This window comes from Photobacterium gaetbulicola (assembly GCF_003025515.1).
Lineage (GTDB): Bacteria > Pseudomonadota > Gammaproteobacteria > Enterobacterales > Vibrionaceae > Photobacterium > Photobacterium gaetbulicola.
Map to the genome: position 1 here is coordinate 101,533 of NZ_PYME01000005.1, position 14,599 is coordinate 116,131.

Below are 14,599 nucleotides of genomic sequence, written 5' to 3' on the forward strand. Positions count from 1 at the left end.
ACTATTTACCCTCGCCCAGGCCATCGGCAATAGCTTGTCCGATGGCAACCAGTGCCGCATCCGCGTCGTCGCCCTGGGCAGTAAACTGCAGCTCATGGCCTTGCTTCACACCCAAGGCAATCACTTTCATCAGGCTCTTGGCATTCACGGCTTTGCCTTCTCCGTTCAGGTTGGCCACCAGAATGTTGCTACTGAATTTCTTGGCAACACTAACCAGCATGGCACCCGGACGGGCATGCAAACCATGCGGGTTGCGAATTTTGAAGACTTCGGTGTTACCTTCCAGCGCTTCCTCTGTTAGCAGAGTCACTACCTGATCAGCCGCTGCGTTGAACAGCTTGCCTACTTGGTTCTTGAAAAGTAGCTGTGCCAAGTAGTTCATGTTATTGACATGGGCACCATTACACGCGGCGACAAACAAAAGACCTTTTACTGAAGTGCCTGCTTCTTCAAAAGATTCCGCTGGTGTAACAAATGACAAAGCCGTACGGCTCACGCCTTTATTACTTTTTGCCAACCATAGCCCTTGCCCAAGATGGGTCGCGCCGGAGGCAATCGCATCAGCCACCATGTCGTTGCTTGCTGATTGGTGATTTTTCACCAAGCCAGCAGTTACCGCAGTCAATTGGACAAGGTCTGTGGCAGGAAAAGCAAGCTGTACATAACTTTCATCAAAGTCGGCTTCTAACTGCGCTTCTCCGTTTAAAATAGCGATCAGCCCCTCTGCACTGTCACTCGTCTTAAGCTTCTCCTCGACGCCATCGGCAGACAGCACTTTTGTCAGTTGCTTAAGGATACCCAGGTGCTCATCTGACTTCGCAGCAATACCAATCGCAAGGTAAACTGTTTTGCCATCGCCCCAGTTAACCCCCTGTGGGAAGTGATGAACCCGCACACCAGTCTCTTTCACCAAGTCCCGGGTGTCCGTGGTACCGTGTGGGATGGCTATACCATTACCGAGGAATGTTGAGTTTTGAGCCTCTCGGTCCAGCATGCCGTTAACATAGCCGGTTTCAACCAGACCTTGTTGTTCCAGACCAGCCGCAATTGCCTTGATTGCTTCTTGCTTATCCGTTGCTGATTGTTTGAGCTGAATATCTTTTGTTGAGAGTGACAGCATGTGTTTACTCCAGTTTCGTTAAACCTGGTGAAGGCCGTTGACCTTCTCTCCCCGTCTACACAAATATAAACCTGAATGACCAAGAGCTGACTGAATCGATTCAGCATTTGATCAAAAATTAAATTTCAGCACAATCTAGTTCAAAATTATATCGCTGCTGAAACCATTCAGCTGACATGCTGAATGGTTTCAGCTAATATTGCAAACATGCCGGGGAGATCATGCTTGAATTTTTGATCCGCCGCACAAAACACCACTGGTGTACCCAAGCTATTTGGGTATACCGACTTAGTATTCAGCGTATCAGCCTCTTTCTGTTCCGAATGCGAAGCAGTAGAATGGAAGGTGCCTGCCAACAGAAAATACAAGAAGCAGAATGAAGCTAGATGAAATAGCAAAACTTGCCGGTGTATCCCGCACCACAGCCAGTTACGTGATAAACGGTAAAGCTCAAAAATACCGGATCAGCGAGAAAACCCAGCAAAAAGTCATGGCTGTTGTCAATGAGCACAACTTCCGCCCCGATCATGCAGCCACCTCTCTTCGGGCAGGAAGCAGCCGCTCCTTTGGCTTGATCATTCCTGATCTCGAAAACAGCAGCTATGCCAAGCTAGCCAAGCTTCTTGAAAGCAATGTGCGTAAAGCGGGTTACCAGCTGATCATCTCCTGCTCGGATGATGACGCAGAGACGGAAATGAAAGTGGCCGAAACGCTGCTGAGCCGCCGTATCGATGCCTTGATAGTGGCCAGTACCCTGCCCACCGATAATGACTTCTACCAACGGATTCAAAAAGGTGGAGTACCGGTGATCGCCATAGACCGAGCCATGAACGATGAAATGTTTGCCAGTGTAATCAGCGAAGATCTCGAAGGAGCATTTGATCTTACCCTTAGCCTTTTGGATAAAGGAGTAAGCAGTATCGGCCTGGTGGGTGCGGTGCCTGAACTCGGCGTCTCCAAAGAGCGTGAACAAGGTTTTTTGTCCGCAATTCGCTCCTACAGCAGTCAAACGCAAAAGCCGGAAGCCAAAACGTTAATTGCCAACGGTGATCATTTTAGCCAGCAGCAAGGTCAGCAGCAGGTACAGAATTGGATCGATAATGACTGCATGCCGGACGCCATCCTTGCGACCTCCTATACCCTGTTTGAGGGGGTGCTCGATTGCCTGCTCGCCAACCCGGAGTTGATGCAAAAGACCCATCTCGCTACTTTTGGTGATAATCGCCTGCTCGATTTCTTGCCCATCAAAATTCAGTCGCTGCCGCAGCAGTTTGAACTTATCGCTGATAATGCTCTTGAACTGGCCCTGAATGCTATCGCAGGCCGGTACAGAACCGGAGTGGAAGTGATCCCACGAAAAATCAAGCGCCGCTAGTCAGCGGCCCGTTGATCTCGTCAGCCCAACCCAACGGGGTTGGGCAACTTTCCCATCGCAGGCGCTACGCCATATAGCGTTTCACCGCCACCTTACCGAGACGATACAAACGCTTTGCCTGCTTGTTGAACGCATCACGCCGATGCTCCATCCTGCGCCGATTGAGCTGGGTATTTACTCCTTCTTCGAAGGTACTCAACAAGGCTTCAGCCAAACTGTCCATGTTATAGGGTTGCTCGTTGGGCGGCATCGCAACCACAACTGCATCATCCGGTGCCAATTGCATATTGTTAAATTCAAGCGCTGCCTTAATGGTCGTCGCCTTCGGTGACACAGGGGTTGATAAATCGTAGGGCGGCTGCCACTCCTGCACTGGTTGCAGGCGATCAACCTGATTGAGCACCATGATTATTTTGGGCTTTTTACGGCTGCGATTATCAGCCTGCTGATAATATTCATCAAATTGCTTACGCAATATCACATCGCTCTTTCTCGCGGGCTGGTTGGCTTTAAGTACCCACAGTACAATGTCACTTTGCACCATCTGATTGAGCAATTGCCTGTTGGTGGCCTCATGGCCATCAATACCCGGTAAATCAACAAGGTGAATGATGTCAATTCCATCAACATAGCACCGGTGGATGACCATACTGTCCGTTGACGGAATCGCGCTTACCTCAGCCACCATGCTGCCGACAAATGTATTGATCAGTGAAGATTTCCCTGCGCTTACCTGGCCGACGACTGCGACCCGAAGCGGCTCGAGCTCCTCGGCAAAATGCGCATCATCAGGTTCATGGCCCTTGAGCTCACCGTCTGCCACCTTGTACCGGCCGCTGTACAAGTCTATTGCCACCGACAAGACTTCCTGTAGCAGTACTTTTTTCAGGGTGAACTGGACCTCTGCGCTAACTTCATCGAATAGGCGTCCCAGCAGTTGCCCTCTGGCCTCAGCAATCAGTCCTGCCGGGGTCATGGCCCTGAATACCCGATAAACATCATAAACCTTTTTCGCTGCCCCCAGTTTGTCTTTGTGGTGGTAGCCTTGCTGGAAATAAGACAGTTTTAGCGTCTCGGCAAAGGGCACGTGGTTGAGCAAAAAGTGGCGATAACGGTGGCTCACCTTTTCCAGCATCAAGAGGAACTCTGGCGCGGTAAATGACAATGCCTTGATATCGCGTTCAGGGTAATACTGGCTGGCAACGGCCTGCGACAACGCGAGGGCATACCCCCTTAACGCAGGCCAGCTATCATCCTGTTCGAGATATTGGCCGATAGCCGGGCTGAGTGCGTTCCAAACCTCGCGGTCAAACTCCCCCCACTCTCCCGACGGGGCAACGTCATAATCACTCTCCAGCTGTATGGCCTCTTCAGAGCCATTACGCCGAAGCCGGCGCAACCAAACAGCGCCGGCAATAACGAAGCCTGACGAGGAAGCAATCAAAATAGATAAAAACAACCATTGGTCATCCTGGATGATCTTAAACAGCCCCCACCCGGCTAACACAAGCACCGGAATGATCATCGCGGCGAAAGCTAAAGGGGCCACCCCCACCGAAAAGCGATTAAGCAGGCTGACACTATTGATTGTTTTTTTCATGATCTTGGCGGTTATCCATGTTGTCTGCCGTCGCCCTGCCCGCTTGGCTGGACTTTGCCTGTTTTAATGCCTGTTCAAACACCTGGCGAATATCTGTCTCATCAACCGTTTCTCCTCGGCTGATATGATATAAATACTTGCAGCCAGCACGGCCAATGGCGTATGTCAGGGCGAAGCTGATGGCAACCGCGACCGCACTGCCGACTGTCTGTCCATAAACCGGTATAAACTTTGCCAACTGCCTAAGCCCCAGCTTGGTGGCATATTTCAGGGCAAAACTGCTGCCAAGCAGGCCGGCAAACTCGCTAAAGTGTTTTCGGTTCCACTCAACACCGTACTGCCGTGCCAAACTGTGCAGCATTTTTCCCTGAAGGGCCGGAACAGATACCATGCCGACACCGGGCAGTGCATCCGTTGCCGCGGCACTGCCGGCATACCACATGACTTCTTGCTGCAGCTTGAGAAAGTTACTGTGCTCAGCATCAAGGTGCCGCTGCGCCTGCTGCATTAGGTGGATTATCGGCAACATATCGGCAAGTTGCTGATTCAGGGCCGATAACCCAAACGGCTCGCGACCGTGCGCCGCAACCATTCCTGCCGCATAAGCCTGGAAATCGACATTGACCGACATCAGGGTGGTTCCCCACACTTTCTCTACCTGATCCTGGTTATAGCGAATCGCCTGCAGACGCTGCTCCGGGTCGACAATCGACAAGCAAGCGGTATGAACGACCAGGACACTATCAATCCGGCCATCTTTTCGGATTTTCTTCAACGCCGACAGCACATCGCTCTGTTCGGGCTCTTCGGCCTTCATGACCACCAGAAGAGCATGGCTCTGGGCCTGACAGGCAGAGATATCCTCGGCAGGATCATAATCAGCTTCCGATAGCCCGCGGGTATCGAGAAAGCGCAAAACAGGGTTATCGGCTGGGAACGAATATTCCACGGCGGTTTGAGTGCAAGGCTGAAAACCATTGCCAACCTCGACCAGTTCATTGCCTGTTACTGTCGCGACCAAAGTCGACTTGCCCGCTCCGGTCTTACCCAGCAACCACAGCGTTGGCAGGGAGGATTCCCAGAGCTGGTTTGCGGCTTGCAGGCCGGGATCCTTGTCTGGATTAATGTACTGGTAGATATTCTTAAAAAACTGCTGCATGCCTCAGCCATAGCCTATTCATTGTCGCTCAATCAGGCCAATGGCAAGCAGTGGCATGCCTATCGCCCTGTCAAAAATTTCATGCCGGAACCGAGAATGTTTTTAATATTCACCGGTATAATGGTGACAATACCATATCCTTCTGAAAAGTTCGGATTTATAGACAAGTAATATTGAATATCCCTTTTGGTGCTGCGCTGAAACGAGGCAATCTCCTGCTCGCCATAGTCGACCGAACGTTGGACATAACAGAGGTGGGGGTGCCAGTCCGGCTCTCTGATCATCACAGTTTGTTGTAAGTAATCGAGGATCCGAGAAGCTGGCTCGGTCAATTGTGTATTCGCCTTGGGATACAGTTCGGGCAGGAACTTGGCCATCACGCGGTACATAGCAGGACTAATCATGGTATCGGCATAATATACCGGGGTCAGTGGATGACGCATATAACACTTCGCCGCCTCAAGCAGAGAAAATGTCACGGTTTGGTTGCCATGACGCTGATCGGGAAGAAAGCCAGCGGATGCCCCTATGATGATCGTTTCCTTGCCTTCGACATCAGTTTTTTGGAAGGTCAGCAAACAATATCCCACCAACCTCACTTTGCCATTATCGTCTTCATTGCCAATGACCCCGTTGCTTTTGTGGCGGGCTATATCCGGAAATGGCTGGTAGAACAGCTTGAGTTTTCGCTCATAGGCGTCGGTTCCCAAGAAATACTTGTTGAAATAAGCATTGGGTTCAACCCCTTTGAAGCAATGGGCAATCAGGCCCAACAGCTGAGCCTCTTGCTCTTCAGACAGCCAGTTATGGCTTTGGGTTAATGTCAGCGTACTCAGCGGTTTGACTTGTGTCATTTCAGCATCCTTGCTTTAATCCATTAGTCCTTCAAAGACTTCTCTTGCGATGGGTCTGAAGACGGCTCATCGCTTTGTTGAGGCATTTTCATCCAGGTCATAAATAGCTCATACCAAATTGCCAAAATCACGGCCCCGATGAACAACCCGATAATACCCGCTGAGATCATCCCGCCAATCGCACCAATCAGGATGACGGGCATTGGGATCTCCACTCCCCGCCCCATCAACATAGGTTTGAGGAGGTTATCGGACAACCCGGCCAATAATACCCAAACAGTGAAAATTGTAGCAGGTGTCGTGTCCATATATGAGAATACATAGACAATAACCGGCAGTACTATCAACAAGGCCGGCAGTTGAGCAATGGCCAAAATGAACACAGCAAAGGTGATCAGCCCTGCCGCGGGGATCTGGAACACGAACATCGCCGCGCCAATCAGGATCGACTGAATGAAGGCAACCCCCACCACCCCGAGCAACACACTACGTATAGTCGCGGCAATCAAACCGGCCCACTCTTCACCATGCTTACCGACAACCCGTACCGAAACCTGCTTCACCGCTTTCGCCATTGCTTCGGAATGGGCCATAAAACCAGCCGCAATAAGCAAGGAGATAATAAACATCACCACGGTGGCTAAGCCACTACCCAGCGCTCCCGCGAACGCGCTGACCCCCGCTTTAATTTCCTCGCCGTAGCGCACCAATGCCTGCTCCATATTGGTGGCAAACAATGACCAGGTACTGTGGAGCTTGCCACCGATCAATGGAATTTCAGCGACTCTTGCAGATGGACCCGGCAGCTTGACCGATTCGTTCTGTAGAAACTCGGTTAAACTGACAATGCCATCAAAAATTGATCCCATCACAATCACCAATGGCACTACCAAAATGGCAATACCGATAAGTGCTAATACAGTTGCCGACAAACCGCGCCGACCTTTCATCACCCCTTCAAGTTTAAGCGTCAGCGGCATCAAGGCCACGGCAATAATCGCCCCCCAGAGAACTGGGATAATGAAGGGCTTGATAATCCCTAAAGTCCACCCGATCAGGATAATTAACAGCCCAATCCGAATAGCAGACTCCAGCATGTTATTGATAAATATTTTGCTTTTGTACTTTTCTAATTGTTTATCCATCGTTGTTTTCCTGATTGTTTTGGCTGGCACCGACCAGGCTGGCTACAACAATTGCCATATAGAACACACCAGCAATCGCTTCTAGATACACAATAACCTGAGCAACGGGGGTAACGGGGCTGATATCGCCGTAGCCCAAAGTGGTAAGGGTGACAAAACTAAAGTAGGCCGCATTGGACAAGTTATCGCCCCAATCTTTGGCTTCGAGCCCGGTGAAGGAGCCCGGAGAAAATTCCAAGATCAACAGGTAGGCAATAGCCCACATCAAGCCGAGGAGTAGAAACAGAGCCAGGGAACCGACGACCTTATTGTTGTCGATCGTGCCAGTAAACAATATCTGGCGCATAATCGACTTAAACGTGCCGAAAAAAAAGCACAGCATCAGGACCAACATGGCAATATCGATCTGCCTGAAACCGAACAGCTCTTTGATAACCACCAGCACTACCCAGGCGATCAGCAAGCTCATCAAAAAACGGAACCAGCCCGAGTCAAATCGCAAGCTCATCAAACAGACCACAAAAGTCAACAAGGTGATAGCTTGCAGGATCTTATCTAACCAAGTGATTTGCAGTACTTGATCAAGCGACGAACTGACCAACAGAATAATCAACGCGATCGTGAGGTAATAAAAATTATTCTTTTCGGTGATCTTCTTACCCATTTTGCCTCCTCATCCGCCTATTGTGTCTGCTGTGAACCCGAATCCTGCTGCTCTTCCATCACCATGATGGATGCCGTCATGCCAAATCGTAAGTTCACCCCTTCAGGTAAGGCGGCCAATGTGATTTTCACGGGGATACGCTGCGCCAGGCGGATCCATTGAAAAACAGGGTTTACACTCGGCAACAAGTTATAGCCCACGGCACCATTTTGTGGTGCTATCCCCCACCCGACTGAATCGACCACCGCTTCGATCGGCTGCTCGGGATAGGCCATCAAGGTCACTTTGGCCTCGTCGCCAATCCTGATATTGGCCAGTTGGTTCTCCCGGAAATAACCGAATACCCAGAAACTGTTCACATCGACCACGGCAAGCAAAGGCTGATTGGCCACCGCTTGCGTCCCCTCACGTATGTCCAAGTTAGACACATAGCCATCGACCGAAGCAAACACCTGGGTAAACTCCATATTCAGCTTTGCTGCGCGTAAATTTTGCTCGGCCACTTTGATTTGAATCAGCGACTCCTCGTAGGAAATTTGCCGGCGGGTAATGTCCTTAAGCGAGACCGCACCTCGGTCTTTGCGTTGGATATCAAGCAACCGGTCAAGCTCAATCTTTTTGCCCTTGGAACTTATTTTCGCCCGCTCTAACGAGGCCTCTGCCTGCGACAAGGCAACGTCATAGGTCGTGGGGTCAATTTGAAACAGCAACTCACCTTTGCGCACAAACTGATTATCAACGACAGCCACGTAGACAACGGGTCCGGATACTCTAGGTGCCACTTTAATGATATTGGCTCTGACCTGACCGTTTCGTGTCCAGGGATTTTCAAAATATTCTTGATATTTCTGGTAGCCCAAATAGATAGCACCACCAAAAATGATGAGGTTCAGCGCAATAACGAATAGCTTTTTTATACTCTTCATATGCACACCTAAAATTGAATAAAATAAGCATCAATAGCAACGGTGTAGAGCACCGTTATTGCCAGAAATGTCATCGATGGATAAGCAATTAACCGGGACAACCGAGTTTTATTGAGGATCACAACCGTTATCCAAGTCGCTATCACAGACAAGATGATGACCAGCAAAAAGGGTGAGTAATACACGTCTCCCCAGGACATTTCATGCGGCATTTCCATCTATGGACCTCCTGGGTATTGCTGCTTGGCCGGATCTATCGGCTCACCAAAGGGAGAGACCGCCTTCGGCACTTCACCGGGCGACAGCACCGGCAATTGGGTGTCGTCTAGCATTTCGCCCCAGTCTGTCCGGCTTTCCATTTGGGATCGCAGTGCATCACTAAGATATGAACGGCCGGTTTCTGCCTCCCAGCCACCGCCCAATGACTTGTAGAGCGCAACGACCTGATTGGCAACATTCCCCTTAACGATCGCATAGGCATCTTCACTGCGGGTCATTTTCTCCAGTGAATTTAGCAGGCGCTCGAAACTGATTTGGCCATTTTCGTACTGAGTCAGGGAGATATTGTAGGCGCGAACGGATGCATCAACAGAGCGGAAAGCAAGATCCTTCTGAACCTGGTTGAGCTGGTAAGACTCCAAAGCATTGGTTACTTCCTGTACCGCCAGCAAGACCTGCTTGTTGTAGTTGGTTAGCGTCTCTTGGAAGCGGGCATCTTGGGCTCGGATCGCACTCTCTACCCGGCCATACTGGAAAATATTCCAGGAAAAAGCAGGGCCAAGAGAAAGATTAAGCGAATCGCTGAAACTAAAGTCATTCCCTGCCGGAACGGTACTGTTGATGCCAATCACACCGAACAAGGAAAACTGCGGATAGAGATCGGCTTCTGCAATACCGATTTGGCTGCTCTGGGCATGGGCCTGCAACTCGGCCAATTGGAGATCGGGCCGGCGCAGCACCAAGTCGGCTTCGACCTGCGTATGGATAGGTGATGTTGCGGGGATCAGCGAAAACTGATCATAATCACTCGTCAGCCTACGGCTTCGGGTCGCGGCGTATTTACTATCAAATGCCGCGACTTTGGCATTCACCCAAGAGCTGTCTAGCAGCTCCATGGCTTGCTCCGGAAGGATCCCCAGCAATACCGCAATGGCATTGCGTGACTGCATCATACCGATTTTCAAACTTGGCAGTGCCGATTCGGTGTTGTATAGCTGGGTCCTTGCTTGCTGAACATCGAGCTCAGTAACATTACCCGACTCATACTGAATCTCGGTGATCCTTTCCACCCGGCGCTGAATGTCAATATTGCGCTCAGATAACAACACCCGCTCCTGAAAGGTGCGGTAGTTGATGTAGTTCCTGGCAACTTCAGCCGTGATGGTAACCAAAATATCGTGATAGGAAGCGATTGAGGCATACAAGGTTGCCTCTGCTGACTCGACACCGAGTGCGTAGCGCCCCCAGACATCCAGCTCCCAGGCGGCATCGAAACTCAACGAGGCATTGTCGAAGGTATTTTCATTCTGGTAGATTTTCGCCACGCTTCCCGACACATTCTGGCGCTGTGGATACTGAAAAGATTCCGCCACGCCAAGTGCTGCGCGGGCCTGTAAGATCCGAAGCCCTGCCGCCTCCAAATCCAGGTTTTGCTGGCTGGCCTTGTCGACCAGGGCATTAAGCACAGGATCATTGAACTGCTGCCACCAACGCGCAGTCACCGTCTTACTGTACGCCAGGTCCTGTGTTGACCACGATGTCGGCAATGTCGCGGGGGCCACCCCCTCAAATTTCGGCCCCAGCACCGTACAGCCTGACGTCACCAGCAGGGAAATCACTGTTAAGCAAACGCTGATCTTACCTACCAAGTTATGCCCCCTAAAACCGCTTCATCTGCAGCTCATCCCAAGCAATCTCATCACTTGCCTGCTTGCAGTTGAGCAACGACTGGAAAATATTTTTTTTCAAGTTTAGGAAGATATAAAAACCGGCGATGTCTGAATTCGAATACTTCTCCAATTCGAGATGCGAAAAATACTCATCCAGCCGCTCCTCCAACCGCTTATAGTCTTGCAGGAGATGATCGACATCCAACTTAGCCGCGTTCAATGAGTCTGCCTTCCACAAGGCGACAGCCAATGCGGGAATGACGGTGTCCCTGTGGCCTTGCTTGGCCTCCACCAGCAGCGGGCTTTCATCTAACTGCTTACGTGCTTTGATGAAGGTCATCAGGTGGTGGTGGAATACATCGCATTGGGCAATGTACTGAGTGAGTTGCTCGGCTGTCAGCGACGGGTATGGGGCGGTGTTAAATTTCGCTCCCCACACCTGTAATTTTTTCAGCGCCACCACCATAGTGGCAATGCGCCAAACCAGCTGCAGTTTCTGCCAAACCGACAGCTGGTCGACCTGCAGTAAGTGGATCACCCCTGCAGCATGGCGGAAAAATCGCTCACGAAACACCAACACTAAATGTTCGGGGCGGCTTGAGAAAGGCAAGTAATAGGAAATCACGACTGACAGCACCGTCATATAGAACAGAGTAACAATCGTGAGGGTGATCCCGAAGTGATACACCATGTTGTTGTCAATACCGAGGGTAAACATCCCCAGTAGAAAGAAGATAGTGATGGGCCCCTTGAAAATATAAAACCCGACAAAAGTATATATGAAGATAAACAATGCCAGTTCCGAGCCGAGAGTCAGTTGCGGCAGCAAAAACACATAGGCAGGCACGGAGAACACAAACCCAAGAGTAAACAGAACAAAAAGCATCACTGGATGGAAAGGCAAAAAAGACAGGATAGAGACAAATAACGTACTGAAAATAACAAAGTTATAGCCACCAGGCGGGTTGAAATGGATCCAAAATGCCCCCGCCAGCCAATAGGTGACAAAAACCTTTACCGCAGACTTGGCATTCTCGGCATCCCACCAATTAAAGTTGGGTTTGGCCTTTAACGCTGGCAATTCGAATTCCACCGTCCCGGTCAACGAGTCGATACTGCTGATACAGCTCTCCAGTTTGGCGAGGCGCTCCCGCAGCTGATTCAACAGATAACCTGAGGATATCGCTTCCCCGCGGTATAAGTGCCCGGCCTGCTTCAGCCTTTCCCCATCATATTCTACGGCCGCCAGTGACTGCGGAGGATGGGCTTCCTGCTTCTCCCAGGCATCCGGCAACCTGTCGAATAGCCCAATCACCTCGGCACGCATTTCCTCAAAGTCACGGAGATAGTCCACCGGGTGTCCGCCTGAGCGTGAATGGTCCTTCGCGGCAAATAAGAGCAGTTCGGAAATCTGGCTGTATAACGCAACCGTGCCGTCCCACTCTTTTTTGTAGGCGGAAATCTCGCTGCATTCACTGTTAAGGGTTTGGTACCGAGCTTCGAAGGCTTGCTGGGCTGCAAATACCGTTTTACTGAGCTCAGCCACCGTGGGAGGAACATCTTCCACCTTGGCTACCGCTGATTCGTCACCCGACGGCGGTGAGCCGAGTTCTTGCCCGTCAGGGGGACTCTCTGACTCTACTTGGTGCGGCGGCTGGCTTATGGCCTCAAACAACGCTTTTTGTGCGGCGCTCAGTTCATCACCAAGGTGACGGAGATTCTGCTCTACCCTGGGGGGAAAGAGGAACACCCCGACAATGGTGTAAACGACCACACCAAATATCGTCATGAAGGTGCGATCAAGCCCATAAATAAAAGCACCTTCAGCATCTCCGCCATTGTACATCATCAGGATCATCACACCCGTCAGCATGAATAAGGTCGGATCGTTGAGATATGCTGAGCGAATATAGAAAACAACCACAACAACCAGGGAAACGGCAACCATGTAGAGCAGCCTGTCCTGAGTAAAAAAACCGACGAGGATTAGCCCGATAATCCCTCCGGCAATAGTACCAAGTACCCGCAGCGTGCCTTTGGCCAGTGATTCGCGGCGGCTCCCCGTCGATGCAATCAACATTACGGTTGTTGCCGCGGTCGAAGGCTGAGACCAGCCCAAAGCCATGGGGATCAAGTAGGCCAGCGTCAGGCTGACAGCAACACGGAAGGCAAACTTGAACTTATCGCTCAAGCAAAAAGGCAATAACCAGTTACCCAACTGGAAAACCGACAATCTTTGTTTAATACGGAGTAATTGAGTGTTGGCTTTACTCACGCGATACCCTTTTAATAATACGCTGCTTAATAAGGCTAGGTTATTTTGGGTAAAGCACAGAAAAAAATTGTCTTATTTATCGAACTGTTAGATTACTTGAACAGCAATTGAAGGACTGAGAATCCCTTCAGATATGGCGTAACTATTGGCAGGAAGGATGCAAAAAGCCCCAGTTTTCACCGGGGCCTGTGACAAAAAGGATAATATCCTAGTTGGCAGGGTGACTGCCTTGTTTGCGATTAAATCAATTGCTGGTTATCGACGGTTCACTGGCCGACTCTGCTCGCAACAGTGGTTGCTGAAGGGCATTGACAGCATTGAGCAGCAGCTTAACCGCGGGCAGCATACGGCTTTCATCGATATCAAAATCACCATTGTGATGGCCTGCCGTTAAGTCCGAGCCAACCAGACAATATATCGCCTTACCACCGCGGGACTGCACGCGGTCAACCAAATAGCCGGCATCTTCACTGGCACCGAAATCTTTTTCTCTGAGTACGTCAGTAAATCCACTCTCCGGGCCAACAGACTCCAGCAATTCGACGAGCTCAAGATCATTTTCAAGACCTATCGCCTCGCCTTGCGCGCAGAGTTTAACTTTCACCCCATGCATCATCGCCGCAGCCTCGGCAATGTTTTCCACCTGCTGGAACATATAGGAATTCAAGGCACGGTTCTCACCACGCGTTTCCCCCAGCAGTACCGCACTGGCTGGAATGACATTACGTCCATCGCCGGCATGCATTTGCCCGATGTTGATCCGAGTCATACCATCACGGTGGCGTGGAATAGCCAGCATCTGGCTTACCGCGGTACAAGCCGCCGCAAGGGCATTCTGCCCAGCATTGGGCTCAATCCCAGCGTGAGCGGGTTTGCCCGTAAAATGAAGATCAAACTTTGAACTACAGAGGAAATGCTGGGGGTCACAGACTAAGGTCCCGCTTGGCACATTCATGCCAATATGGGCCGCAAAGAAATAATCCACATCGTCGAGCCAGCCACTCTCGGCAATGGCCTTACCCGCGCGGCACCCTTCTTCTGCCGGCTGAAACAGTAATTTTATCTTACCGTTGAGCTGATCTTTGTTTTGTGCCAATACTTCGGCAATACCCAAGCCGATCGAAGCGTGAGCATCGTGTCCACAGGCATGCGCCACACCCGGTGCCAGTGAAGCAAAACCCAGGAACCGAGGGCGGTGGGCGTCCTCTTCGCTTTCCATCACTTCAACGGCATCGATATCAAAACGCAACGCAATAACAGGGCCTGGCCGCCCCGTATCGAGCACCGCGCCAACACCGGTGATACCATCCATGTGGGCCAGATAGGTAATATCCGCTCCCCAACTGATCGCTCGCTCTTGAGCCTGTGCAACCAGCACTTCATCGCGCCCCATAATCGAGGAGCGAAGGATGATCTCATCGCTGAAATGCAGCGAGTAGCCTAAGTTTTCAAGATGGCTAGCGATACGGCTCGTGGTAAAAAATTCCCGCCACGCGGCTTCCGGGTAGCGATGAAACTCCCGGCGATGATTCATTAAGCGCTGAGACAGCGTCTGTTCATCGAAATGCAAGTTACTTAACACCTATTGTTCC

The 14,599-nt window shown here is 50.8% G+C and carries 12 protein-coding genes; 1 reads left to right on the top strand and 11 read right to left on the bottom strand.

Features of this window, described 5'->3' with window-relative positions; translation table 11 throughout:
• Position 1: 1 nt before the first annotated feature.
• Positions 2–1,120 (bottom strand): fused PTS fructose transporter subunit IIA/HPr protein, encoded by a 1,119-nt coding sequence (gene fruB, locus C9J03_RS05890; RefSeq protein WP_044623493.1) that lies wholly within the window; start codon positions 1,118–1,120, stop codon positions 2–4.
• A gap of 376 nt (positions 1,121–1,496) precedes the next feature.
• Here fruB and cra point away from each other — a divergent pair, with 376 nt between their 5' ends.
• Positions 1,497–2,495 (top strand): catabolite repressor/activator, encoded by a 999-nt coding sequence (cra, locus tag C9J03_RS05895; protein ID WP_044623494.1) that lies wholly within the window; start codon positions 1,497–1,499, stop codon positions 2,493–2,495.
• Between the two features lie 64 nt (positions 2,496–2,559).
• On the opposite strand, the gene C9J03_RS05900 is transcribed toward cra, so the two are convergent.
• The 10 genes from C9J03_RS05900 to C9J03_RS05945 form a co-directional block, all read right to left on the bottom strand.
• Positions 2,560–4,095 carry a GTPase family protein gene (locus C9J03_RS05900; RefSeq protein WP_044623495.1) on the bottom strand — a complete coding sequence of 512 codons (1,536 nt, stop codon included), beginning with the start codon at positions 4,093–4,095 and terminating at the stop codon, positions 2,560–2,562.
• On the bottom strand, positions 4,076–5,254 hold the full coding sequence (locus C9J03_RS05905; protein ID WP_044623496.1) for a YcjF family protein: 1,179 nt from the start codon (positions 5,252–5,254) through the stop codon (positions 4,076–4,078). The genes C9J03_RS05900 and C9J03_RS05905 overlap by 20 nt, the downstream gene beginning before the upstream one ends.
• A 59-nt stretch (positions 5,255–5,313) precedes the next feature.
• The gene (locus tag C9J03_RS05910) at positions 5,314–6,108 is read right to left on the bottom strand and encodes a hypothetical protein (RefSeq protein WP_044623497.1); all 795 of its coding nucleotides are present in this window, start codon (positions 6,106–6,108) and stop codon (positions 5,314–5,316) included.
• 23 nt (positions 6,109–6,131) lie between these two features.
• A complete protein-coding gene (locus tag C9J03_RS05915; RefSeq protein WP_044623498.1) occupies positions 6,132–7,253 on the bottom strand; it encodes an AI-2E family transporter in 1,122 nt (373 codons plus the stop codon).
• Positions 7,246–7,917 carry a potassium channel family protein gene (locus C9J03_RS05920; protein ID WP_044623499.1) on the bottom strand — a complete coding sequence of 224 codons (672 nt, stop codon included), beginning with the start codon at positions 7,915–7,917 and terminating at the stop codon, positions 7,246–7,248. Before C9J03_RS05920 ends, C9J03_RS05915 begins: the two co-directional genes overlap by 8 nt.
• 17 nt (positions 7,918–7,934) lie before the next feature.
• Positions 7,935–8,834, bottom strand: coding sequence for an HlyD family secretion protein (locus C9J03_RS05925; RefSeq protein ID WP_044624522.1), 900 nt, complete (start codon positions 8,832–8,834; stop codon positions 7,935–7,937).
• Between the two features lie 17 nt (positions 8,835–8,851).
• Positions 8,852–9,055 (bottom strand): DUF1656 domain-containing protein, encoded by a 204-nt coding sequence (locus tag C9J03_RS05930; protein ID WP_082008569.1) that lies wholly within the window; start codon positions 9,053–9,055, stop codon positions 8,852–8,854.
• 6 nt (positions 9,056–9,061) lie between these two features.
• Positions 9,062–10,711 carry a TolC family protein gene (locus C9J03_RS05935; RefSeq protein ID WP_044623500.1) on the bottom strand — a complete coding sequence of 550 codons (1,650 nt, stop codon included), beginning with the start codon at positions 10,709–10,711 and terminating at the stop codon, positions 9,062–9,064.
• A gap of 10 nt (positions 10,712–10,721) precedes the next feature.
• A complete protein-coding gene (locus tag C9J03_RS05940; RefSeq protein WP_107291677.1) occupies positions 10,722–12,923 on the bottom strand; it encodes an FUSC family protein in 2,202 nt (733 codons plus the stop codon).
• Between the two features lie 328 nt (positions 12,924–13,251).
• Positions 13,252–14,589, bottom strand: a complete 1,338-nt coding sequence (locus C9J03_RS05945; RefSeq protein ID WP_044623502.1) for an amidohydrolase — start codon at positions 14,587–14,589, stop codon at positions 13,252–13,254.
• Positions 14,590–14,599: the final 10 nt, after the last annotated feature.